The organism is Pullulanibacillus pueri, assembly GCF_014639255.1.
Taxonomy (GTDB): domain Bacteria; phylum Bacillota; class Bacilli; order Bacillales; family Sporolactobacillaceae; genus Pullulanibacillus; species Pullulanibacillus pueri.
This window is the reverse complement of the sequence record NZ_BMFV01000006.1, coordinates 22,840-47,012: the sequence shown is the minus strand read 5'-3', so window position 1 is coordinate 47,012 and position 24,173 is coordinate 22,840. Positions and strand designations below refer to the sequence as shown.

The following is a 24,173-nucleotide window of genomic DNA, read 5'->3' as shown; positions in this document are numbered from 1 at the left end:
ATGAGTGAGAACTATAGCTTCGGATATTGAAAGGAAGACTCACTGTGGTACAACATGAAGTCCATGCGTTTTTAGAATCCTTTTATGAGAAAAAGACGCCGCGAGATGGTAGGCATCTACGGGCGATGGAGCACTTGCTTCAACTGTTTAACATCGATCTCGAACAATTTAAGATTATCCAAATTACCGGCTCATGTGGCAAAGGATCAACAGCTGCTTTTATGGCATCCATATTGAAAGAGGCTCAGATTTCCTATGGACTATTTACAGGCCCCCATCTTATTGATTATGAAGAGCGCTTTGTTATAAATGGCGAACGAATGGAGAGTGATGACTTTCAACGGATTGTCTTGCGGATAAAAAATACTCTAGGGCCGCGGGATCTTCAAGATGTTGGTCACATGCATTTAATGATATTAATTGCCTTACTTTGGTTCCTAGAGCATCAAATAGGTCTCATTGTATTTGAAAACGGGGCGGGCGGGGCCAGTGATCCATCCAATGTATTTAAACCTATGATTGCTTGTCTAACAGAGATCACTTTAGATCATATGCATTTATTAGGTGATACCATTGAGGCGATTACGCGAGATAAGGCTGCCATCATCAAACGGGAAACAGCCGCGGTGATTTGCGGCATGTTTAATGAAACGGCGCGCCAGGAGCTCTTTACACTTGAAAGGGAGCTGAGTCGTCAGTTTGCATTTATCGGGCGTGATTTTCATTGCGTAGAGAGAGAGGAAGGCTTTACTTATAAAAGCTCACATTGGCAGTTCGATTCACTCACGCCCAGTTTATTAGGAGATCATCAATATCAAAATGCAGCGAATGCTATAAGGGTGATGGAAGCGCTAAGTACATTAGGCTTCAATGTTTCCGAAGAGGCGATTATCAGAGGCATTCGAAGGACGGTTTGGCCGGGACGATTAGAGAAGTTTAGCCGGCGTGAATGTGCGGTTTACTTGGATGGTGCGCATAATCCTTTTGAACTCAAAACCTTAAGCCACAATCTGAAGACACGAAGCATTTTGCCCCAATTAATTATGGTTTCTTTTGCTTCGCGGAAAAATATTGTGGCTATGCTACGAGCCCTGCATTTTCCTCAAGCCCGATATATTGTGGTCCCTTCGCCTTTTGTGGAAAGAAGACAAAGCAAGGAAGCTGTGGAAGCTGCTTTTCATGAGGTTAATCTTGACTATATATATGCCGAGGGTGTGGCTGAGGCGATGGGTGTTGTGGACTCGAGGCTCAGGCCAGAAGAGACCTTGCTCGTTACAGGTTCACTCTATTTAGTCGGAGAGATGCGAAAATGGCTCTTGGAGGCAGGAGATGAGATTCTGGAATGACCATTCATACAATTAAGGAAGCTGAGGATCTGGTGTATCAGTCCTTTTTAAATGCACAGCCATTTATATTAGAGGCCGATGATGCGCTGACAAGGGATATTTCCTTGGCCCGGCAGCTGTTAGATGCGGTTGGCTCCCCGGATAAAGGGCTGCGGACCATTCTAGTTACAGGGAGTAAAGGGAAAGGGTCAACGGCACGATTGATCGCCGCTCTTTTAAGTCACATGGGATGGAAGGTTGGGCTTTTTACTTCCCCACACTTGGTCCATTTCACAGAAAGAATTCGTGTAGATGGACAAGCAATCTCTGAGGAGGATTTTATCAGACTTATGGGAAAGGCTGCTCAGCCCATAGAGGAGATTTCAAATTCGCTATCACGGGAACATTATTTAGGTCCCATAGGAATCACTCTGACGATTGCTTGTCTTTATTTTAAAGAGCAGAAGACGGATATTCAGGTCATTGAGTGTGGCCGTGGCGGGCGCTACGATGAAACCAATGTACTAGAAAATGAGTGGGCGGTCATCACACCGATCAGTTTAGAACATGTAAAGCAGTTAGGTCCAACGCTTCGGGAAATTACTGATCATAAATTAGGTATTGTCAAAAGCATAACGAGAGCGGCTTTTATCGGTCGGCAAAAGGAGAATGTTCAGCACCAAATAGAAGCACGTCTTCATAGACGTCCTGTCTTTTATTATGAACGGGCCTTTGCACCTTCTAATGTTAAGATGATGTTCTCGGGGACTTCTTTTGATGTAAAGACTGAGCGGATGACTTATAAAGACCTTCTTGTCCCATTGTTAGGAGCGTTTCAAGCGGAAAATGCGGCACTAGCGATCAAAGTATGTGAAGAGATAACTGAACATCCTCTTGATGTCGAACTTGTTCGGGAAGCTTTTAGAAAGGTGCAATGGCCAGGGAGATGTGAAGTCATTGCAACGCAGCCACCAACACTTTTAGATGGTGCAATACATCGTGAATCCGCAATGTATTTAAGTCAGCTTATCGATCATTTAGAGGTGTCACGAATCGTAACGCTCATTGCGGTCTCAGATGATAAGGATTATGAAGGGGTTATTGATGTTTGTGCACAGTTTTCCGAACAGCTGATTATCACTGAACCTGAGCATTCTCATAAGACTTTTCCCGTAGAGGCATTGCCCCTTGCCAAAAGAAAACAACAGAAAAGTGTGAGAATCATTCCTCTCCGAGAAGCAATAAAAGCAGCAAAAGCGCTTCATCCTGAGCTGATCTTAATTGTCGGGACACAAACGGCAATCGGTGAGGTAAAGAAGGTGTATGGTCATTCGTTATTGAATATAGGGAAATAAAACGTTTACATAATTGTTGAAATTTCCAACGACATTGTTAAGGAAAGATTGTAAACTATGATAAAAAGGAGGGATCAGATTTTGGATGCTATTAGTATCATCGCAGAAGATAAAATTAAAAGGGCCATAAAAGAGGGTGAATTTAAGCATCTTCCGGGTAAAGGCAAGCCATTAGAATTTGAAGATCTATCCGCTCTTCCTGAAGATTTACGTATTGGTTATAAACTCTTAAAAAACGCTGGCATCATTACAGATGAAAAACAATTAAATAAAGAAATTTTGAATTTACGCGACCTCATTTCGGCCTGTGATAATGAGGAAGACAAAGCGGTCTATGAGAGAAAGCTTAACGAGAAAACCGTGCGCCTCCAAAAGCTTATTGATGAAAAACAACTTGAGCATACAGCAACATACCGAAAATATGAGCACAAGATTAATCAAAAGTTATACAAATAAGGATAAATGAAAGTTTTTGTTTAGAATTATAGGTTGCAGAAGCTGTTGAGATTCCTCGACAGCTTTTTGCTTTCTCATAGAAGTAACAGTCAGAAGTAGTCAGGCATTCGGATAAGCAGTCTACACAGAATGGATAGTCTGAGTCTGAAGGAGATGATGCTTTAATACCTCGAGTCTTAGCGGGAACATGCCTCCTCTTAAACGTCGTTCCTGGATCTCTTTCCGAAATGATCATGAACTTTTCTCATTCTAGCCGTCAATTCATAAAGAAAAATATAGGGTGGGGAGGAAGAGATGGAGCAGCTTTTTCCCTTTTTTCTTAATTCTGTTCTTTACCTCTCTCCATTATTCATGCATTATGAAAATATTAACACCATTAAGGAGAGGTATGTCATGAAAGTACGGAAGGTGATTGTTTTCTTACTGGTAATCTCTTTTATAGCTACGTTTTCGCTCTCTTTATATTTTTATTTGAAAGCGTTTAACTTCGATACGCGCTTAACAACTGACCGTAAGATTAAAGAGCCGCAATATCACTTTATTCTGATCCCGGAAGAGATGGATAACCCATATTGGCACTTAGTTGAAAAAGGGGCAAAGGCTGCTGGGTCAGAAATAGGGGCTGCCGTTGAGTATAGTGGACCGATTCAGACGAATGTTGAAGCCCATATCAATGAGATTGATACCGCGATTGCCTCTAAAGTAGATGGCATTATTACTCAAGGGATTGGGTCAAAAAATATGACGGCTATCATTAATAAGGCCATTCAAAAAGGCATACCTGTTATTACCATCGATTCAGATGACTCGGATAGTCGGAGGAATGCCTACATTGGGACAGATAATTATAGTGCCGGTTATATGGCGGGGAAAGCCCTGATTAAAGCTATGGGGGGAAAGGCGGAAGTGGGGGTTGTCACTGGGAACTTTGAGTCGGCCAATGAAAAGGAACGCGTTGCTGGATTTAAAAAGGCAGTGGCTGAGGCTCCTCATGTCCATATTGCTGATATCCAAGAGTCCCATATTACAAGAGTCCAGGCGGCAGAGGTGGCTTACAATATGGTCGTGAAACATCCAAAAATCAATGCCTTTTTTGGGACGAGTGCTCTTGACGGTATCGGCATTTCGGCAATTGTTCAGCAGTTGGATCTGAAAAAGGGGATCTTTATTATGGCCTTTGACACTTTAGATGAAACACAGAATCTGATGAAGAAGGGATATATTGATGCCACAATCAGTCAAGAACCCTATCAAATGGGATATGAGAGTGTAAACATGATGGTGGATCTATTAAAGGGAAAGCAAGTCAAGGCGGTCAATCACACGAGGACGCAGGTGATTACGGCTAAGGATTTGCCGATCAAGGCTGCCTTTTCGAATAGAGGTGTGCCCAATGATTAGGATTCGAACGAAGCTGATGATTTTTTTCCTTATTGTTATTTTTCTGATGAATGCAGTGGCCTATTTTTTATTTCAAAATGGTCAAAAATCAATTGAGCAATATGATGATTTCTTAATGCGCTACTATTTACTCAATGATATTTCACAAAAGGCGAACAGTGTCTATGAAACATTAAATGATTATATGGTTGAACATGATCCTAAATATTATGCCGACTATTTAGTGGCGAGGAAGACATTAGGAGAAGACCAGGAGAAACTTTCAGTGGTTATTAAGGAACAAGCCAATCAATTAGTCGTAGATAATTATATTAATATGATCACCAGTTTTTTAGACGAGTCCGGGATTGTTTCGGATGCTTTTCAAAAGCAGAATATCGATGTTTATTCTGAACATTTATCCGAGGTTTTGAAGATAAAGCAATACATTTTGAATACAACGCTTACGTTAATTAATGGTGAGCTCACACAATATAAAGGACTTTATCATGACTTAGATAAAAAGAATACTTACTTTCAATCCATGGGCATCTTTATGTTTATTGCCACGATTCTACTTGCGATTTTGTTTGCCCTTTGGTTTTCCCGGGGGATAACTCGTCCAATAGGAAGATTGACAAGAGCGGCTCAGGAGATATCGAAAGGGAAAATGGATGGCCCGCCAGTGGTAGCCAATACGAGAGATGAGATGCGGTTTTTAGCCCGAACGTTTAATGATATGCGAGGCAATATTAAAAACCTCATTGAAGAAATTGAAAAGAAATCGCAGCTTGATCAGCTTTTGAAGGAAATGGAGTTGAAAAATTTACAAAGTCAGATTAATCCGCATTTCTTGTTTAATGTCCTAAATGTCATTTCTAAGACAGCGTATTTAGAAGGCGCAGATCGTACCAGTGATTTAATAACATCAACAGCTTCGATGCTCCGCCACAATCTTAGGAATTTAGATCGACCGACTACATTAAAAAAAGAAGTGGAGATTATTCAAGACTATTTCTTTATTCAAAAAGCAAGGTTTGGAGAGCGTGTCAGTTTTGAAATGGATATAGATCCTGCTTGTTTGGAATTCCCAGTACCTAATCTTATTCTCCAACCCATTATTGAGAATGCCTTTACTCATGGTGTGGAATCACGGGAAGAAGGAGCCGTCATTCGTTTAGTTGTTCATGACAATGAAGATAACATTATTATATCGATTATGGACAATGGAGAGGGGATCGATGCTGAGACAAAGGCACGCTTACTTCGATTGGAAGAAACTCCACCCCATACAGGATCTGGATCTCACAGCAGGTCAACGGGATTAGGTTTTATTAATGTAATGAAACGTTTGCAGCTTTTTTACCGAAAAACAGATATTTTTACGATCAAGACCGAGCGGGGAAGAGGGACGACGATTCAACTCAGGCTGCCAAAACAAGAAAGTCAAGAGAACAGGGTGTCAGCAGTGTCTTTAGCTTAATGATTAGGGGATTCAGTAGGGGAGGAGTAGGTTATGGTTAAACGATTACTTATCGTTGATGATGAAAAAATAGAAAGAGAGGCTTTAAAAAAGATGATTGGGGAGGCTTTTGATGACCTTGACATTGTGGATGAAGCTGTAAATGGTCGTCAAGCGATTGAAAAGGCTAAAGCATTAGCCCCTGATATTATTATGATGGATATCAAAATGCCGGGGATCGATGGCGTCGAAGCTGTTAAACAGATTCGTAAAGAACGGCCAAAAATAAAATTCATCATGGTCTCTGCTTACAATACTTTTGATTATGCGAAACAAGTCATGCGCGAAGGGGTCAAAGAATATCTACTCAAGCCCAGTCGGAAAACAGAAATCATAGAAACGGTGCAAAGAGTATTACAAGAGATTGAGACTGAGGAGAAGCAGGAGAAGGAAAGTCAAAGTTTAAGAACCTCCTATAATAAGGCTTTATCCTTTGTCCAATCGGAATGGGTCTCTGCTCTTTTACTTGATCATGTCCAAGAAAGTGAAAATGAAGAGTGGGAGTCGCTATTTAATCCCGAGGCGCAAGAAATATATGCGTTGGTTTGTCGGCTTTTATCAGTAGGGCACGAAGAAGCATTGGAAAGACGAAGGGCGTGCTATGTCTGGATTAAACAGTGGTTTCGTCAGGAAGGTAAAGGATTTGTTGGGCCGATGTCTGGAGAACATATCCCTGTGTTTGTTCTCAGAAAAAAAGTAACGGATGTCACTTATCAATCTGAGGCTGTGCAATTGGCTAAAGCCTTTCTTCGCGAGTTTGATCAGCACTTCAGTGAAGCTCAGATTAATGTCGGCATGGGGACGCCTGTCGCTTCAGCCAATGATTTCGCTTCCTCCTATAATGAAGCGCTTATTGCTCTTGAACATACAAACGAAAATGTCAGATCTTCCTATTACCATTCATCGTTTAATAAACATCAGCAGCAACCAACGATAGATTTTCAAACGGAGCAAGCGTTGATTACGGCCGTGAAAAACGGAGAGGTAGAGCATGTACCGGCTGTCTTTCAAGCGTACTTTTTAACATTAGAGGAACATTTAAAAGGGGATATAGATCGTATTGGTGAGAGTGTGTGGGAGTTATGGGTCGTCCTTTCTCGCATGCTTAAAGATATGGGGATCTCACTTCCTCTTCTTAAGCCCTCTTCTCTCTCATTGGGACAACTTAAAGACACAGCACGAGCCTATCTTGTGAAAATTGCTGAGGAGATTTCAAGTTGGCGGGAGCAGGATATGGAGGGGCTGTTATATCAAGCAAAAGAGTATATAGACAGTCATTATACTGAATCGCTCTCGCTAGAGGATGTGGCCAATCATGTGCAATTGAGTCCCTACTATTTTAGTAAGCTCTTCAAAGAAAACTATGAGATGACATATATTGAGTATTTGACAAAACAAAGGATTGAGCACGCTCAGAATTTATTAAAGACAACAGAGCTTTCGCAAAAAGAAATCTGTTATCAGGTAGGCTATCATGACCCTAATTATTTCAGCCGTGTCTTTAAAAAGTGGACAAAGCAATCGCCACGGGAGTACCGTCGGCAGGAGAAATAGTATAAATGTAAGCGTTGTGCAAAAAAGTGAAGAAAGATAACAAAAAAGTGCAGGAGATGCTCCGCAAATGTCAGATGGTATCCCTTATATTTATAGTACAGCGCTTACATAAGTGAATTTAAGGCGCTGCTAAAAATAGAAAAGGGGGAAGACCAGTGAAGAGGAGTCTTGCTGTACTTTTAGGTTCTATCCTTGCTTTAGCTATGATCCTCACGGGGTGTGGAAAGTCTGATACAGCGGCCTCTGAAGGCAGTGATTCTAGTGATGGAGGCAAGTTAGAGATTTTTAGTTGGTGGACAGCCGGTGGGGAAGCAGACGGATTGAACGCTTTAATTGATGTCTTTAATAAAAAGCAACCAGATATTGAAGTGAAAAACGAAGCGGTTGCTGGTGGTGCTGGTTCTAACGCCAAGGCTGTTTTGGCGACACGCATGCAAGGAGGGAACCCACCTTCGACCTTCCAAGTGCATGGCGGTGCTGAATTGATGGCTTATGTTGATGCAGGGAAAATGGAGCCTTTAAATGATTTATTTAAGAAAAATGGCTGGGATGGAAAATTTCCAGAGGACCTCATTGATATGGTAAGTAAAGACGGCAAAATATACGGCATCCCAGTTGATATTCATCGTGGTAATGTCCTTTGGTATAACAAAAAGGTTTTTGATGATAACAATCTTCAACCCCCAAAAACCTTCGATGAGTTTTTCGATGTTGCCGATAAGTTAAAGGCTAAAGGGATTACGCCACTCGCGATTGGTGACAAAGAAGTTTGGGGATCTACCATGGTCTTTGAAAATATTCTTCTAGCCGAACTTGGACCTGACAAATATAAGCAATTATGGACTGGAGAAGTCACATTTGATGATCCCGCTGTTAAGAAATCTGCAGAGATTTTCAAGAAAATGATAGGTTATATTAATGACGATCACAGTTCACTTGCTTGGCAGGATGCCTCACAGCTTGTTGCTGATGGCAAAGCCGCTATGAATATCATGGGTGACTGGGCTAAAGGATATTTTACAAGTAAAAATCTGAAATATAATGAAGACTTTGGTGCGGTTCCAACACCAGAATCGGATGGTTCCTTCATGGTGGTTGCCGATACTTTCGGTAAGCCCAAGGGTGTAAAAAATCCAGATCAAGTTGATAAATTTTTGACTGTTCTCGGTTCAGTCGATGGTCAGGATGCTTTTAATCCCAAAAAAGGATCAATTCCAGCAAATGTTGATGGGGACACGTCTAAATACGATGATTACAGTAAACAAGCCATGGATGACTTTAAAACAGATAGCTTAACACCGAGTCTTGCGCATGGTTCAGCAGCTCCTCAAGGCTTTATGACTAAAGTTGATGAAGCGGTTAACGTGTTTGTCACACAGAAAAATGTGGATAATTTTATTCAATCGTTAACGCAAGCAAGCTCATTACTGAAATAGGAAAGCTGAAAAAAGGAAGAGGAGGGTCCCTCCCCTTCCTTTTCATAGCCAAAGAGACTTCATGTTTTTACTAGGAGGGAAGCTATCATGTCAGATATGGTGACTCAAGGCAGACCAAGACTTTCAAATCAGCCGGCATTTAAGCCTCGGCGAAGGCGCCGCATGAATGCAGATAGATGGATTGCCCTTGGTTTCATATTACCGTCAATCATATTAATTGCAGTGTTTGTTTATGGGTTTATTGGTTGGACTGGCTACGTTTCTTTGAGTCAGTGGAATTCCTTTCTCCCTGATTTTTCCTTTGCAGGATTCGATAATTATGCGTATATTTTCAAGAATTTTAGATTCCAAGCTGACCTTAGGAATACAATCTTTTTTACACTTTTCTTCATTATCGCAGTGGTGATATTAGGACTCGTGCTCGCGATATTTATCGATCAAAAACTAAAAGCAGAGTCGCTCTTTAGAAATATCTTTCTTTTTCCAATGGCATTATCCTTTGTTGTTACAGGGGTTGTTTGGCGTTGGGTATTAAGCCCATCGACGGGTGTCAATTTATTTCTTGAACATCTCGGGATTCATTTGAAATGGTATACGTCGACAGCCATCTTTCCTCATATTCATATAGGGATGATTGATTTTGGGATTCCAGCAGCTGTAATTCCAGTTGTCATTGCGGCGACATGGCAACAAACAGGGTTTTCGCTGGCAATGTTTCTTGCTGGACTTAGGGGGATACCTGATGAACTGCGGGAAGCAGCCCGTATGGACGGTGCGACAGAATTGCAGATATATTGGAAAGTGATTCTACCACAATTAAAACCGATTATGTTTAGTGTCATTATTATCATGGCCCATATTTCTCTTAAAATCTTTGATCTGATCTATACGATGACAGGCTCAGGAGCCAACTATGTGACGGATATGCCCGGAGTGAATATGTTTGAGACGACCTTTAAGGCTAATTATTATGCACAGGGGGCGGCGATTGCTATGATCATGCTCCTTTTAGTGGCCATCTTTATCGTACCCTATCTTATTAAGAGCCGGAAGGGGGACGCTTAAATGACAGGGCGATTATCCCGGACATTCGTTTATGTGTTTCTTATTGTCATGGGGGTCTGTTTTCTTATCCCCGTTTATGTCATGCTCGTGACGAGTTTAAAACCGTTCGATCAAGTTTCACTCGATACGATGTGGAAATTGCCATCGACGATCGATTGGGGCGGTTATGCCCAAGCTTTTTCGAAGCTGGCACCCAATTTTTTAAACTCTATCTATCTCGTTGTTCCAGCCACTTTGATTTCTGCTTTATTGGGTTCACTTAATGGCTACGTGCTTTCAAAATGGAAGTTTAAAGGGGCGGACTGGATCTTTACTATCATTTTATTTGGGATGTTCATTCCTTATCAAAGTATTCTCATCCCCTTGATTCAGTTTATAAGGAATATCGGCCTTTATAATACAATACCAGGGTTGATTCTTGTCCATGTCGTTTATGGTATTCCCATTACGACGCTTATGTTTCGAAACTTTTATGCCAGCATTCCGGATGCCCTCATCGAATCCTCACAAATTGATGGGGCAGGCTTCTTGAGAATCTATCGTTATGTGGTGATGCCGTTATCGATTACTGGGTTTGTTGTTGTGGCCATTTGGCAGTTTACGAATATTTGGAATGAATTTTTATTTGCTGTCACCGTGACTTCCTCTGATAAGCAACCGATCATGGTCGCTTTACAAAATTTAGCAGGTAGTCAGGTTGTTGAGTGGAACGTGCAAATGGCAGGCGCGATTCTGGCCGCCTTGCCAACGCTTTTAGTGTATATCTTACTAGGGAAATACTTTATCCGTGGCATGCTTGCAGGTTCTGTTAAGGGTTAATAACAAAGCTCACCCGAGTGAGGGCTCCAGATGTTAGACGAATTAACATCTTGGGTGCCGTTCACAAGGGTGAGCTTTTTTAAACGTCAGAATGTATAACATTATGGTTATCAGGACGGTGTGGATTTCCGCTCCAATCCACTTGGTGTTGACGATGCCTTTTGGTAAAAAACATTTTAATGCCCAACTGAATGAGTGCCGGGTATGCTTTTTCACCCAGATTTTCTAACACTATAAGAAATCAACATGGCGGTTAAAGAGCGTACCACCAATGCAACTCATTTATTTAAGACTTTTGCTTTCGAGAGACTCTGACAACATTGAAAATGCTTGCGGCTAAACCACCCCAGAGAATGACCATACCGATGATCATCATCGTTATTGCGCTTCCTGACATATTAGCTGGCCTCCTCTTTTTCTGATAATGTCCTTTTCCACTTAAATGGTGTGAGAATAATACCAATAATCATTGTGAGTGCTGTCACAATAACCGAAACCATTAAGAATGGAATGGAGTAATCCCCACCACCATAAGGTGTTTGGATGTCCTCAATGACACTCTTCACCATCATGTAGCCAAGTACAAGCGGTGTGATAACACCTAAGCAAGCCTTCCACCAGAAGACAAGGCGGATATCAGAAATGGCATTGGCGTGCTTTTGAAACGTATCAAGCTTCCGAAAGACCCAAGCGATTAAAATGACCTCGACAAGTCCAGCGAGAGCAATGCCATATTGATTGACATAGTGATCAACAGTGTCTAAGAAATAGAGTCCACCTCGTGAAGCATAAAAAAGAGAAATCAGAGCTGAAAGACCTGCACCAATCACCACTGCTGTCTTACGAGACATTTGGAATTTATCCTGTACCGCTGAAACATAAGCTTCCACAATGGAGATTAAGGAAGACAGCCCGGCAAAAATAATCGATAGGAAAAATAAGACCGCAAAAGGCACTTTTAAAGCCGGCAATGTATTTATAATTTGTGGGAGGACGACAAAAACAAGATTAACGCCACCTTCGACGACATCTCCCACCTCTTTCCCTTGCGTTTGGGCCATAAAGCCTAGTGCTGAGAAAATACCTATCCCAGCAAGGAGTTCAAACCCTGAGTTGGCGAACCCTGTTATAAAGGCATTATTGGTGATATCGGATTTCTTTGGAAGATAACTGGAATAAGCGACCATAATCCCAAAAGCAATAGACAAGCTGAAGAAAATCTGTCCATAAGCGGCAACCCAAACATTACCACTCCAAATTTTGTGCCAATCCGGAGTGAAGAAGGCATTAAGTCCTTCCGCAGCACCAGGTAAGGTGACCGCCCGGATGACAACAATAGCAAAAAGAATGACTAATAGAGGGATAAAAAATTTATTGGCCTTTTCTATCCCTTTGCGCACGCCTTTAAATAGCACGATAAAAACAACGATCCACACAAGGATAAGGGGAAGGAAAACCTGCCAGACGATGCCCCCGAAACTTCCTGGACTTACTGTGGCAAATTGCGCATAATCTTTTTGGAAAAAGCCCCCTGTATCGGATCCCCAATCTAATTTAAAAGAGAACCATGTATAGGCGACAGCCCAAGCCACGATGACTGCATAATAGCTGGAAATAACGAAAGAGACAACCACTTGCCACCAGCCTAGCCATTCGCCGCCTTTGCGTGAGATTCGACCTAATGTGAGCGGTGCCGACCCACGGTATTTGTGTCCCATTGTGAATTCAAGAATGAGTAAGGGGATACCGGCTGTTAATAGGGCGATCAAATATGGAAGGAAAAAAGACCCTCCGCCATTGGCGTAAGCAACGGCCGGGAAACGCCAAATGTTTCCGAGTCCGATAGCAGAACCGATAGCAGCCAGAATGAAACCGGCTCGTGATCCCCATTGTTCTCTGCTCTTCATTGTAGTACCTCCTTATAAAGTTAAGAAAATTGCCTTTTGTGTTACTCTTAGAATAAGAGTTAGTATACAAGAAGTGACTTACTCTGTAAATAGAATTATGAAAAAATATAGAAAAAACCCGCTTGTTCGAAAAACGTATCTGGATTCTTGAAAGCTTGTTATGGATAGTGAGGAGGGGGGCACTTCAGTCCACTTGCTTATAGGCGGTAAATTTTGAATAAAAGCTTTTTCAGTGTCTTAATAAGGGTCTAGGCTCGGCTTCTCTTAACCTTAAAAATTCTGTTATAGTAAAAGGAAATAAAAAGTTCATGACTTGAAAAGGAGAGAGTCCAATGAAGCCCTTAATCCTTGCATCCTCTTCGCCGCGTAGAATTTCTCTTTTAGAATCACTAGGCTTTCCTGTCAAAATAGCCAAGTTTGAGACCGATGAAACCTTTGCTTACTCTCTTTCAGTGGAAGAAGTCGTTATGGAATTAGCCCAAAGGAAAGCTTTAAATGCACTTCACCATGTGAAGGGAGTAGAGGAGGGTATTATTATTGGCGGTGATACTGTTGTTGTTTTAGACGGTGAGATCATGGGGAAACCCCGAAATGAAGAGGAAGCCTTTTCTATGATTAATGCTTTACAAGGGAGGACACATGACGTTTATAGTGGTCTCGTTTGTATTGATTATGAGTCTCAAAAGCAGCTGGTGCGATGGAAAAGGACAAAGGTCGTTATGAAACATATTGATAATGACACCATTTGGAGATATATCAAATCAGGAGAACCTATGGACAAAGCAGGCGCATATGCAATACAGGGGATTGGGGCAACCTTTATTGAAGGAATCGAAGGAGATTACTTCAATGTTGTCGGATTATCATTATCCTTACTTTCTGATATGCTGAAGGCATTTGGTGTAGAGATTTTATAAAAAAATTGGCTGGCACCAAGTCCTTATCCATGAAGACAAATTTTTCTACCGATCTCTTTATTTCTTGATGGCTTTACTTTCTTATTCTTTTAAAAAAGGACGAGCACCGCTAGAATAAGCGGTGCTCGTTTCTGTTCTAAAGTCCTTACCATGATTGAAGCTGAGTGTTTCTTATGACGCTTGTACGTCTGAAACCTCATCTTCCTCAAGGATAATGCGTGATTTTTTCAAAGCGCTGGCAACGCCCCAATAGTAGATGACTAGGGCTCCGACTGCGAGAATAATGCTATCCCATGGTCCTTTAATTAATTGGTGTGGCATTTCGCCATCGTCATTGGTAGGCCCAAATGAACCGATAAAGAGAATGATTAACATAAAGGCGTAGTAACCAAACAACCAAATCGTTGCTTTGAAATCCTCTTTTAAGGTCGCTCTGAGTCTCTTATCCTTGTCAACAAAAGCTAAATAGAGGATAAGAGATGCGACCATTAAGACAATCAGGATTTCCATTGTGGCCCAACCGCTCCAATAGGCGACAAGTGAGGCTGCGACAAACGCAAGAGGAGAGATCACGCTTGCCCCTCTTAACTTAAATGGGCGTGGTAAATCCGGATCTGTTTTTCTAAATGAGGCAAGAGAAATGGGTCCAAGCATATAGGTGAGCACAAAGGCTGAGGTGACCGCACCGACCAATCCGCTCCATGATTGGAATTGTCCAGGAAGTGTCCATGCTATCCCCATAATAAGTGCTAACCATAATGCGCCTCGAGGTAACCCTGTCCGCTTATCGACCTTCTGGAAGATGGAATAAAAATATCCGTTCTTCGCCCAAGCGAACATCACGCGCGCGGTACCAGAAAGAAAGATATTCCCAGTGGCCGCTGGAGAAATGGCAGCATCAATCGATACTAATGTGGCTAGCCAATAGGCTCCTAAAAGCTTAGCCAAGTTTACCCAAGGAGACTCCCAATCAATGCTTGCCCAGCCTCCATTAATAACATTGGCAGGAACGGCACCGATAAAGGCAATTTGTAAAATAATATAAAGAACGAGACAAAGCACAACAGATAGAATAATAGACCACGGGACACTGGTTTGTGGCTTTTTTGCTTCTGCTGCAAAATCTACAGATTGTCTAAAACCAAGAAAGGCAAAGGCAATACCGGCGGCGACAACCGCTTTGAAGACACCGTGGATACCACCAGGATCAGCACCACCAGCAGAAAAGTTACTTGGGTGCATGTTTAATAGTAAAATAATAACAATGAGAATAGGAACGACAAATTTGAAAAAGGTTAAAGCGGTATTGACTTTCCCAAAGAAATTAACACTCCAATAATTAATGAGAAAGAAAAGAACTATTAGTGCTGCCTGCACAAGAAATCCTAAAATGGTGGGATTACCATTAGCGTCTTGCATGCCGCCAAGCCATGCTGAGGCATACTGACGAACAGCTTCAACTTCTACCCCAATGACACTTGTGTATCCTAGTAATGAAGCGAAACCGGCAAGGTAGCCAACCATGGAACCATGAGAATAATCAGGATAACGAAGAAAGCCACCGGATCTTGGTAATGCAGCGGATAGCTCGGCGTAAACAAGTCCTATAAGCATAAAAATAATAGCTCCGATTATCCAAGAGATCCATGCAAGAGATCCCGCAAGACTTGCAGCGTTCATCGAACCATATAACCAGCCTGATCCGATTATAGAGCCACATCCTAAGAAGGTGAGGTCTAACAAAGTCAACTTTTTCTTAAATTGTCCTTGTTCCAAATAGTTTCCTCCTTTTGTAAATTTTATAGTAATTCTTTTAAAGTATATGTTTAATAATCAGATTAATCAATGTATTCAGTGCAAATATATTAATATATTGGTCTGGGGTAAATTGGAAAAATATCAAACGAAGGTTAATGTTCAACAGTACATTGAGATGATGTGGAAAGGAGGAGGAGGGAATGCGGGGAAAAGAAGATTAAGCAGAAAACTTGTTGGTTAAATTAATAGTGATTAAAATAATGACTACAACAGAATATCTAAAAATAACACTTTTCATGTGAAGGAGCGATCATAATGGGAAAGAAAATTGCCGTTGTGCTTACAGATGAATTTGAGGACTCCGAATTTACTAGTCCTGCAGAGGCGTTTAAAAATGCGGGACATGAAATTGTTGTCATCGAGAACGAACAGGGTAAAACATTAAAAGGGAAGCACGGTGAAGCTGTCCCTGTAGATAAAACGATTGATGAGGTTACACCAGGAGATTTTGATGCCCTCCTTATTCCTGGAGGTTTTTCACCAGATCTCCTAAGAGCGGATGATCGTTTTGTTCAATTTGCGAAGGCCTTTATGGATGATAAAAAACCGGTTTTTGCCATTTGCCATGGCCCTCAATTGCTTATTACAGCAAAAACCCTTGAGGGACGGAAAGCGACGGGGTATAAATCCATCCAAGTGGACATGGAATATGCCGGCGCAAATTTTGTAGATGAAGAAGTGGTTGTATGCTGCAATCAACTTGTGACAAGCCGTACACCAGATGATCTTCCAGCTTTCAATCGCGAAGCATTAAAAATTTTAGAAGGCTAATATATGAAAAAAAGGCAGTCCATATGGGCTGCCTTTTTCTATGGATATGAGGTTTCGAGATAGGGTGTGCTGGACTCTTTTCTAAAAAAGATGGATAAATCGTGCTCATAATGGTCATAAAGGTTCGGCTTGACGTGAGCGCGTGATTCCATCTGAATCAAAGAAAGTGTGTTGGATTCTATGGATGAGGTCGAGGTTGGCCTTTTCATTTTTTTGGATGTAGATCTGATTCATTGAAAGTAGGCGTTTTTCAGGAGCGACCGGCCACTCTCCACAGATGTCAGTACCGATAAGATTGAAGTGTTGGGTTAGGTAAGAAAGTAAAGGTTGAATACTATCGAGGGTAAGGCACCCTTGACTCCAATTGGTTTTGACAACGGCTTCAGAAAAGGCATCCTTATCAATACTTAAATAAATTGAAGAGGTCGTCATTAGAGCGTTCAGGTTATAGAGGTCTTTTTTTAAAGTGTGTTCTTCTAGAAGATGGACACGAGATCTGAGATCCTCTTGAATGGAGGTGATGGAATCAGGTTCAACCCCCACCATGATCACTTGGTCAAGTTGTGGTAATGTTCTTAGGGCTCGTGCCACCCAGGAACCACAAGTCAGCCATTGTTCTTGTTCGTACATATCGGTATGATGATCGATGAGAATTAAAGTAAAAGGGTCTTGAATTTGTGATAAATAATAGTAGCTGAGATAGTGGTAATTTCCACTACCTAAAAGGGTAATAGGGGTGACAGGATGAGCTGCAATACGAGTTGTGAGCTGTTGAAAGGCAAGATCATCACAATATAGGTTCTTCCCTTTTATATCACTTAATTCGATGGATTGGCAGTCATATAATTTTTGGAGCTGTCTTTGAGTTTCATAGGTTCCATCTAAATTCAACAAAGTGACTTTTGGATGATTCATCATGTTCACTTCCTTAAATCATAGATTAGAGCATAAAATTAAAATAGCGGCTTGGAATTATTAGTCTATTTCGACTATATGACAAGCCTATACCTTTTATACTTTTTTATCAATAAAGATGAATTTAAGGTGTTAACGAAAAGCATAAAAAAGGATCCAAAGCTATAGAAAGAGACATGAAAAGCCATGATGCCTTTTTGGTAGGAAAGAAAAAGAGCATTTCAGTCATTGAACTGAAGTGCTCTTTTATTAATTAATGCTTATTTGGTAAGCTCGAGGAATTGATCAACGTCTTTTACGATTTGCTCACAGGCTTCTTCCCAAAAGATATCTTGTTCTAAGTTCACACCTAGATGTTTTAAGGCGAGTTCTTCCACAGTCATGGCGCCTGTATCACGTAAGAGGGCATCATATTTATCAGCAAACGTTGGACCTTCTTCTAAGGCGCGAGCATAAATGCCTGTACTGAACATGTAACCGAAAGTGTACGGGAAGTTATAAAAAGGAACGCCTGTAATATAAAAATGGAGTTTCGATTCCCAGAAGGAAGGATGGTAACTTCCAAGTTCCTCACAATAAGCTTCTTTTTGGGCCTCTAACATCAATTCATTTAGACGATCAACACTGACAATGCCGTTCTTTCGCTCCTCATAAAAACGAGTTTCAAACAAAAAGCGGGCGTGGATGTTCATAAAAAAGGCCACAGCACGCTGCAATTTATCTTCAAGTAAAGCGACTTGTTCTTCCTTACTTTCAGCCGCTTTAATGGAGGCGTCACTGACGATGAGTTCTGCAAAGGTTGACGCTGTTTCAGCCACATTCATCGCATAATCTTGATTTAAATAAGGAATATCATTCATAACATGCTGATGATAAGCGTGGCCTAATTCATGGGCAAGCGTTGAAACATTGGAGGCACTCCCGCCATAGGTCATGAAAATACGTGATTGCTGTGTCAATGGGAAGCTTGTGCAGAAACCACCAGGACGTTTGCCAGAACGATCTTCAGCCTCAACCCAACGATGTTCTAATGCGTGTTTAGCGAAGGCACCCATAGCAGGATTAAATTGATTAAAGTTCTTTTCAATAAAGGCTGCCGCCTCGTCATAGGAAACTTCTTTATCCTCACTGGATAACGGGGCTTCGACATCGTGCCAGTCAAGTTTTTCAAGGCCTAAAAGTTCTGCTTTCCGCTGTAAATACTTAACGACTTGTGGCTTAAAGCGGGTAATGGTTTTCCACATAGCTTCCAGCGTTTTACCGGACATCCGGTTATACTCTAAAGGTTCTTTTAAGATGTCGTCCCAGTTGCGTTGCTTATATACGCCTAATCGGAAGCCTGCCAAATGATTGAGAGCACTCGCGGCAAATTCCGATTGTTTTTGCCAAGCCTCTTCCCAAGCAGCAAAAGCTTTTTGACGAACAGAACGGTCCCCGTCATTCATCAAATTGGCAAGTTGTCCAACCGAAAGGGTTTGCTGGCCCTTTTTTGGATGATCAAAGGGTATTTCCATCTCACCGACAATCGTATCGTAGAGATCCCCCCAAGCATGATAGCCATCAACCGAAAGCACATTAATGAGTTGCTCTTGATCTGCAGGTAGAAGTTCTTTTGCTTTATGACGCTTTTCATTTAAAGGGAATTGCACGTCCTTTAATTCGTCCGTCTTTAATAAAGCTTCCCATGTTGCTTCTGGAATAGCGGCAATCTGGGTATCTAACAAGGTTTCGCAGGACTTAAAGGTCGCAAAAAGACTTTGAACTGTATTTCCTAAGAGATCGGCTTGTTTGTCTTGCATATTTTGGGCACGCAAGCAACTCGTGAAAGCACTCGCTTCCACCAAACGTTTGGCTAAATCTTGGTATGTATTAAGGTTTTTTAACCAGTCACTAGACGCCTCTAATGTCAGAGGGGCGGAACTAGACGATAGTACGGCATAGAAATCTTGGGTGTCCTTTTCTAATATGGCTAAAAAGTCATTGAATGCGGAGGAATTACTGCCTCCTGTAAAAAAGACATCAAGGTCCCACGTTTGATTTAATGTTGACATAAACGAACCTCCAATTGAAAAAATATAAGATCAGAATGTAGACTTAAATATAACTCTATTAAGTATAGCAAAAATAGTCTAAAATTGGACGATTGTCCGCTTAATTTATGGAAAAGTGACTACGCGCTTCAGGTTGGTCTTCGTTAGCTGTGAGCCAAACTCGAATAATATAGTCCCCAGGCTTTAAGGGGGTTACTGTTGCTTCAAAGGTTTTTTCTTCATTTTTGTCTAAGTTTAGCTTTCCAAGAACTTGGGTAAACATTCGATGGGTAGAATAACGGTAAACAGTGGTTCCTTCCGAGTTTTTAACCTCAACTTCAAAGCGTTGACTCGTATTAAAGGTATAAGTGATGGCGTCTTCTGTGGTGTTTTTTAAGGTAAAGAAGAGCTTAATACCATTTTCGATGGCTGTCGTTTGTAGAACGGTTGTCATATGATTTTCACTCCCTTGATGTAATGGCTCGCTGACCGGTGAGGAAGGCTCGTCGTTGGCATGAGTATTTAGTTTGGTGATTCCACATGCACTTGATATTATTAAGAGTATACTAAGAAAAAGAAACAAAAAAGTCCAAGAATAAATGCTGGAGACCGCCCGCTTTTCTTGTTTTTTGGTCTTAAAAAAAGAGGGAGAAGAGTCATCTTTTTTCATTGTACTTAGCTCCTTTAGGGGGGATTAGTATGTTTAAAACTTTTTCACTACAAACCCATAGGCATGATGAAATGATCGATATTACAGATGAATTGAATACATGGATTCAGGCCCAGAATATCCAAGAAGGTGTTTTGTTTGTTCACTCCCTACATACTACGGCAGGAATAACAGTTAATGAAAATGCCGACCCTGATGTTCAGCATGATATGTTAAGGCGTTGGGAAGCCATCTATCCTTGGGAGGATTCCGGAGACCGCCATTATGAAGGAAATTCGGCCGCTCATATGAAAACCTCTACAATTGGAGTAACGCAAGCCCTCCTCATTCAAAATGGGGCTCTTGTTCTTGGGACCTGGCAGGGCGTTTATTTTTGCGAATTTGATGGTCCAAGACATCGGAAGTTTGTTGCTCACATTCAAGCCGCCTCTTCATAAATGGAGGCTATATGCTATTATTGGCATAAAGGAGGTTTTCCAACATGATTCGTGTCGTGTTCGTTTGTTTGGGCAACATTTGCCGATCGCCAATGGCTGAAGCGCTGTTTAGACATAAAATCACGCAAATGGGACTTCATGAGAGGATTGCAGCAGATTCAGCAGGGACTGGAGATTGGCATCTTGGGAATCCCCCGCATCAGCGCACTCAAGATATTTTATTAAAACATGGTATTTCTATTGATAATATGGAGGCACGTCTTTTTACATTAAAGGACGCTCAAGCGTATGATTATATTGTTGCCATGGATAAGGGGAATATAGAAGCAATTAAAAAGTTAATCCCTGAGTCGCTTAATAAGAAAGTCTTTCGTCTTCTCGACTTTCTCCCCGGGCAATCCTTAAGAGATATTCCTGATCCTTATTATTCGGGGAATTTTGAACAGGTCTATAACCTTGTAGATGAAGGAACCAATGCTTTAATTGATTACATATGCCAGGAAAATCATATTCATCTTGATAATATGAAAAAAGGGGAGTGAGATCTACAGATGAAGCTCATTTCAATTGAACCGACCCCAAGTCCGAACTCCATGAAATTAAATGTGAGTGAAACCTTACCAATGGGAGAAAGCTTGAATTTCACCCAGGCCAATAAAGAACAGGCACCGCCTTTTTTAAATGCTCTCCTTTCGATAGATGGGGTCAAAGGGATTTATAGGGTCGCTGATTTTATTGCGCTTGAACGCAATCCTAAAAATGTTTGGGAAGAGATTTTACCAAAAGTACGTGAATTATTTGGTGAAGGCATCATTGATCAAGGGTCTACAGAAAAAGAAGGAGTCAAAGAAGAGGGCTATGGTGAAGTGCGTGTCTTTATTCAAATGTTTCGTGATATTCCCATGCAAGCAAAACTTGAAGCTGATGGAGAAGAAATTAGGATCGGCTTACCTGAGCGTTTCATGAATGCTGTCATGACAGCCCAATCCGCCTCAGAAAATGTGATTTTTGACCGACGCTGGGTGGAGCAATCTCCACGCTATGGTGAAGTTGAAGAAATTGAGAAGGATGTTGCTGAGGAACTGAACGCAGCCTACGACGAGGAACGTTTGAATTTTTTAGTGAATAAAGCAGTTCACGGGGAGGATAAGGAAGAAAGTCAGAACTCGCCTTTTCGCAAGGCCAGTCTTAAAGATCTTGAGGAATCGGATTGGAAACTTCGCTACGCGGCCTTGGATCGGATGGATCCTACATTGGAAGATCTCCCTATTTTGGAAAAAGCATTACATGATGAAAAAGTAGCTATAAGGCGATTAGCAACGGTCTATTTAGGGATGCTAGAAGATCCTAAAGTCTTGCCTTACCTCTATGAAGCTTTACATGATCGGACAGTTACAGTGAGAAGGACCGCGGGCGATGCTTTATCAGATATAGGGGATCCAGCAGCTATTGGAGAAATGGCCAAGGCTTTAAAAGATCCGAGTAAAATTGTTCGTTGGCGTGCGGCTATGTTTCTGTATGAAGTCGGGGATGAATCTGCGCTTCCGGCATTGAAGGAAGCCCAAGACGATTCAGAATTTGAAGTCGCTCTACAAGTAAAGATGGCTATTGAACGTATCGAAGGTGGGGAGACTGCCAAAGGTTCTGTTTGGAAGCAAATGACTGAAACGCGTCAGTCAAAAAAGTAAATCGTGTCCCAGTGTGTTCTGGGGCTTTTTCTAAAAAAGTAAGAGAGTCATAAAAGAGAGGGACTAGGCGTTCTCCTTTACCAAGTGTTTCAAGTTTATAAAAGGATTGTCTGCTTGGATTTAAAGTGCTTCTTCGGCCACACTTTCTTACGCTTTAGAAAAAGTGATTTTTAAGCGACAAGGAAGTCCCATCAATAAGCACCCAATTTTACCAGAGAGGAATCCTTATATTGCTTTCCCTTTTGCACAAAATAGAGGATGTAGCCATCTATGGTTGCAAAAAATATAAGGGGGCGCAACAATGGAAACGACTTATCACAAAAGTAAACTCGGGAAATTTATGTTGGTGGGTGGTTTGGTAGGCGCCGCTATCTCATTATTTGATCGTGGAACAAGAGCAAAAATAGCAAAAGGACTGGGGTCGACCACAACAGGTGGCGTTAAACTGTTTCAGACCATGAAAAGCGACCCTTCAAGTGTAACGAATTATATAAAGCAAAAGGCTGACAGCATCAAAATGGCGGCTCAGGATATATCGCAAGACCTTAATGAGATGGCCGATAAAATGAACGGAGTCACAACTAGCTCCAAACAAGCATATCAGTATGCTATGGAGGCTGGAAGTGAAATATCAGCCATTGCCAATAAGCTAAAACACCCTATGCAACAAGCAAACACCTTAAGCGGCACAACTTCATCTTCTTTGCCGAGTCAGACGGGGAATGATAGTACGACGACAACAAGTTATAATAAAAGCAGTAGCACGAGTCAGTCTGGAACAAGTGCAAGACCTTCATCATTGACAAGCTACACAGCAAAACAAACAACAACGAATCAAACAACTAGTCAAGAGCATACGTCCAGTCAAAGTCAATCCATGAGTGACACGAGCACAACTTCATCTCAGAAAAAGGATGAACCTTCGTTTTATGATGCACAAACAACAACATCCTTTGCAAGTAAGGGATTAGATGACTTAGAAGATGAATATTAATTAAATGACTAGTGGGTAGAAAAATCTAGAATATGGCAAGAAACCCTCTAGATGCTTATAAAGCGGGGCTTTTTTATGGGGAAACGGCATAGAATCTTCGGGTTTTTAAAATATCTTATAAAATGTATCTTTGAGGATCGGGTCTTTGATTTAGCGGCACAACTGGCATATTTCTTTATGTTGTCGCTATTTCCCCTCCTCATTTTTACATTTTCAATTTTACCTTATTTCGGGATCACATCTGAGCAAATATTACCTTTTATTGGGAGATTTGCTCCTCCAGAATTACGGAGTATTATCCATGATAACTTAAATACAGTACTTAATAAGCATTCAGGCATTTTGTCTTTTAGTGTTATTGCAACAATTTGGCCGATGTCAACGGCTATCAATGCTATTATCCGTGTATTAAACCGAGCCTATGATGTCAAGGAAAGCCGATCCTATATTGTATCGCGAGCTTTGGCGATATTATTAACCGTTGCGATGATTTTTGTCCTCATTATTGCACTAGCACTGAATGTCTTTGGTCCTGCTTTAGGGAAGATGATTTTTGGACATTTTAATGTGCCTATCAATTTGGTTAATTTATTCGATCATATTCGACTTATCTTCAGTTTTATCGTGATCATAGCCGTATTTGCGGGTATTTATTTATTTGCTCCAAATAAAAGGCTTAAAGGTTCAGACGTGATCATTGGTGCTATTTTTGCCGCGGTTCTATGGCAAGTGGTCTCCTTTGCTTTTTCCTATTATGTAAAAGAGTTCAACAGCTATTCAGCCACTTATGGGACATTAGGGGCAATCATTGTTTTAATGGTTTGGTTCTATCTCACAGGGTTTATTCTCATACTCGGAGGCGAAATTAACGCCGCCCTCACTTTACGTAGGAAAGATAAAAATTTCTTCAACAACAAATAAGCTCACTTCGGTGGGCTTATTTTTTATGCGAGCAACAATAGGATCTTTAGTACGGGCGCAACGCTCATTTGTGAGTTTTACCTTTGAAATGTGCACGATTTGTGAGTTGAGGCAGTCATTAGTGCGCACGACGGCCTCTTTTGTTAGTCAGCTCACACTCTTATGTGCGACGCAGCACTGTTAATCGGCTGCT

22 protein-coding genes are annotated in these 24,173 nt (G+C 41.3%); 16 read left to right on the top strand and 6 right to left on the bottom strand.

Annotated elements, in window-relative coordinates; translation table 11 throughout:
- The first annotated feature begins 44 nt into the window (after window positions 1-44).
- The 9 genes from IEV91_RS05560 to IEV91_RS05520 all read left to right on the top strand — a co-directional run bounded on the left by IEV91_RS05560 (window position 45) and on the right by IEV91_RS05520 (window position 10,912).
- Entirely contained in the window at window positions 45-1,346 is a 1,302-nt protein-coding gene (locus IEV91_RS05560) for a bifunctional folylpolyglutamate synthase/dihydrofolate synthase (RefSeq protein ID WP_188496426.1), read from the top strand.
- Window positions 1,343-2,680, top strand: a complete 1,338-nt coding sequence (locus tag IEV91_RS05555; RefSeq protein ID WP_188496425.1) for a bifunctional folylpolyglutamate synthase/dihydrofolate synthase — start codon at window positions 1,343-1,345, stop codon at window positions 2,678-2,680. Before IEV91_RS05560 ends, IEV91_RS05555 begins: the two co-directional genes overlap by 4 nt.
- A gap of 81 nt (window positions 2,681-2,761) precedes the next feature.
- Entirely contained in the window at window positions 2,762-3,136 is a 375-nt protein-coding gene (locus IEV91_RS05550; protein WP_188496424.1) for a DnaJ family domain-containing protein, read from the top strand.
- Window positions 3,137-3,529: 393 nt separating this feature from the next.
- A complete protein-coding gene (locus IEV91_RS05545) occupies window positions 3,530-4,537 on the top strand; it encodes a sugar-binding protein (RefSeq protein ID WP_188496423.1) in 1,008 nt (335 codons plus the stop codon).
- A complete protein-coding gene (locus IEV91_RS05540; RefSeq protein ID WP_188496422.1) occupies window positions 4,530-5,999 on the top strand; it encodes a sensor histidine kinase in 1,470 nt (489 codons plus the stop codon). Before IEV91_RS05545 ends, IEV91_RS05540 begins: the two co-directional genes overlap by 8 nt.
- 33 nt (window positions 6,000-6,032) lie before the next feature.
- A complete protein-coding gene (locus IEV91_RS05535; RefSeq protein WP_188496421.1) occupies window positions 6,033-7,592 on the top strand; it encodes a response regulator in 1,560 nt (519 codons plus the stop codon).
- Window positions 7,593-7,747: 155 nt separating this feature from the next.
- Window positions 7,748-9,028 carry an ABC transporter substrate-binding protein gene (locus IEV91_RS05530; protein WP_373284397.1) on the top strand — a complete coding sequence of 427 codons (1,281 nt, stop codon included), beginning with the start codon at window positions 7,748-7,750 and terminating at the stop codon, window positions 9,026-9,028.
- 162 nt (window positions 9,029-9,190) lie between these two features.
- Window positions 9,191-10,093, top strand: coding sequence for a carbohydrate ABC transporter permease (locus IEV91_RS05525; RefSeq protein WP_373284400.1), 903 nt, complete (start codon window positions 9,191-9,193; stop codon window positions 10,091-10,093).
- Window positions 10,094-10,912: a carbohydrate ABC transporter permease gene (locus IEV91_RS05520; protein ID WP_188496420.1), complete on the top strand. Its 819-nt coding sequence runs from the start codon at window positions 10,094-10,096 to the stop codon at window positions 10,910-10,912. It abuts the gene before it with no gap.
- A gap of 286 nt (window positions 10,913-11,198) precedes the next feature.
- Here the strand turns inward: IEV91_RS05520 and IEV91_RS05515 are convergent, their stop codons facing one another.
- Both IEV91_RS05515 and IEV91_RS05510 read right to left on the bottom strand, forming a co-directional pair.
- Window positions 11,199-11,309 (bottom strand): methionine/alanine import family NSS transporter small subunit, encoded by a 111-nt coding sequence (locus IEV91_RS05515; protein ID WP_188496419.1) that lies wholly within the window; start codon window positions 11,307-11,309, stop codon window positions 11,199-11,201.
- A gap of 1 nt (window position 11,310) precedes the next feature.
- A complete protein-coding gene (locus tag IEV91_RS05510; protein ID WP_188496418.1) occupies window positions 11,311-12,819 on the bottom strand; it encodes a sodium-dependent transporter in 1,509 nt (502 codons plus the stop codon).
- Between the two features lie 332 nt (window positions 12,820-13,151).
- Here IEV91_RS05510 and IEV91_RS05505 point away from each other — a divergent pair, with 332 nt between their 5' ends.
- Complete coding sequence (locus tag IEV91_RS05505) at window positions 13,152-13,736, top strand: Maf family protein (protein ID WP_188496417.1); 585 nt, start codon at window positions 13,152-13,154, stop codon at window positions 13,734-13,736.
- Between the two features lie 171 nt (window positions 13,737-13,907).
- On the opposite strand, the gene IEV91_RS05500 is transcribed toward IEV91_RS05505, so the two are convergent.
- On the bottom strand, window positions 13,908-15,512 hold the full coding sequence (locus tag IEV91_RS05500) for an APC family permease (RefSeq protein ID WP_188496416.1): 1,605 nt from the start codon (window positions 15,510-15,512) through the stop codon (window positions 13,908-13,910).
- A 297-nt stretch (window positions 15,513-15,809) separates the two neighbouring features.
- Between IEV91_RS05500 and IEV91_RS05495 the strand changes: the two genes are divergently transcribed.
- Entirely contained in the window at window positions 15,810-16,325 is a 516-nt protein-coding gene (locus IEV91_RS05495; RefSeq protein ID WP_188496415.1) for a type 1 glutamine amidotransferase domain-containing protein, read from the top strand.
- A gap of 114 nt (window positions 16,326-16,439) precedes the next feature.
- On the opposite strand, the gene IEV91_RS05490 is transcribed toward IEV91_RS05495, so the two are convergent.
- The 3 genes from IEV91_RS05490 to IEV91_RS05480 all read right to left on the bottom strand — a co-directional run bounded on the left by IEV91_RS05490 (window position 16,440) and on the right by IEV91_RS05480 (window position 19,724).
- A complete protein-coding gene (locus tag IEV91_RS05490) occupies window positions 16,440-17,243 on the bottom strand; it encodes an arginase family protein (RefSeq protein ID WP_188496414.1) in 804 nt (267 codons plus the stop codon).
- Window positions 17,244-17,500: 257 nt separating this feature from the next.
- On the bottom strand, window positions 17,501-19,291 hold the full coding sequence (locus tag IEV91_RS05485) for a M3 family oligoendopeptidase (protein WP_188496413.1): 1,791 nt from the start codon (window positions 19,289-19,291) through the stop codon (window positions 17,501-17,503).
- A gap of 100 nt (window positions 19,292-19,391) precedes the next feature.
- A complete protein-coding gene (locus IEV91_RS05480) occupies window positions 19,392-19,724 on the bottom strand; it encodes a BsuPI-related putative proteinase inhibitor (protein ID WP_188496412.1) in 333 nt (110 codons plus the stop codon).
- Between the two features lie 245 nt (window positions 19,725-19,969).
- On the opposite strand from IEV91_RS05480, the gene IEV91_RS05475 reads away from it, so the two are divergent.
- From IEV91_RS05475 to IEV91_RS05455, 5 genes are all read left to right on the top strand, one after another.
- Window positions 19,970-20,377, top strand: coding sequence for a secondary thiamine-phosphate synthase enzyme YjbQ (locus IEV91_RS05475; protein ID WP_188496411.1), 408 nt, complete (start codon window positions 19,970-19,972; stop codon window positions 20,375-20,377).
- Between the two features lie 44 nt (window positions 20,378-20,421).
- Entirely contained in the window at window positions 20,422-20,919 is a 498-nt protein-coding gene (locus tag IEV91_RS05470; protein WP_188496410.1) for a low molecular weight protein-tyrosine-phosphatase, read from the top strand.
- A 9-nt stretch (window positions 20,920-20,928) separates the two neighbouring features.
- Window positions 20,929-22,065 (top strand): conserved virulence factor C family protein, encoded by a 1,137-nt coding sequence (locus IEV91_RS05465; protein WP_188496409.1) that lies wholly within the window; start codon window positions 20,929-20,931, stop codon window positions 22,063-22,065.
- Window positions 22,066-22,366: 301 nt separating this feature from the next.
- Window positions 22,367-23,059 (top strand): YtxH domain-containing protein, encoded by a 693-nt coding sequence (locus IEV91_RS05460; protein WP_188496408.1) that lies wholly within the window; start codon window positions 22,367-22,369, stop codon window positions 23,057-23,059.
- Between the two features lie 75 nt (window positions 23,060-23,134).
- Window positions 23,135-23,980, top strand: coding sequence for a YihY/virulence factor BrkB family protein (locus tag IEV91_RS05455; protein ID WP_188496407.1), 846 nt, complete (start codon window positions 23,135-23,137; stop codon window positions 23,978-23,980).
- Window positions 23,981-24,173 lie beyond the last annotated feature (193 nt).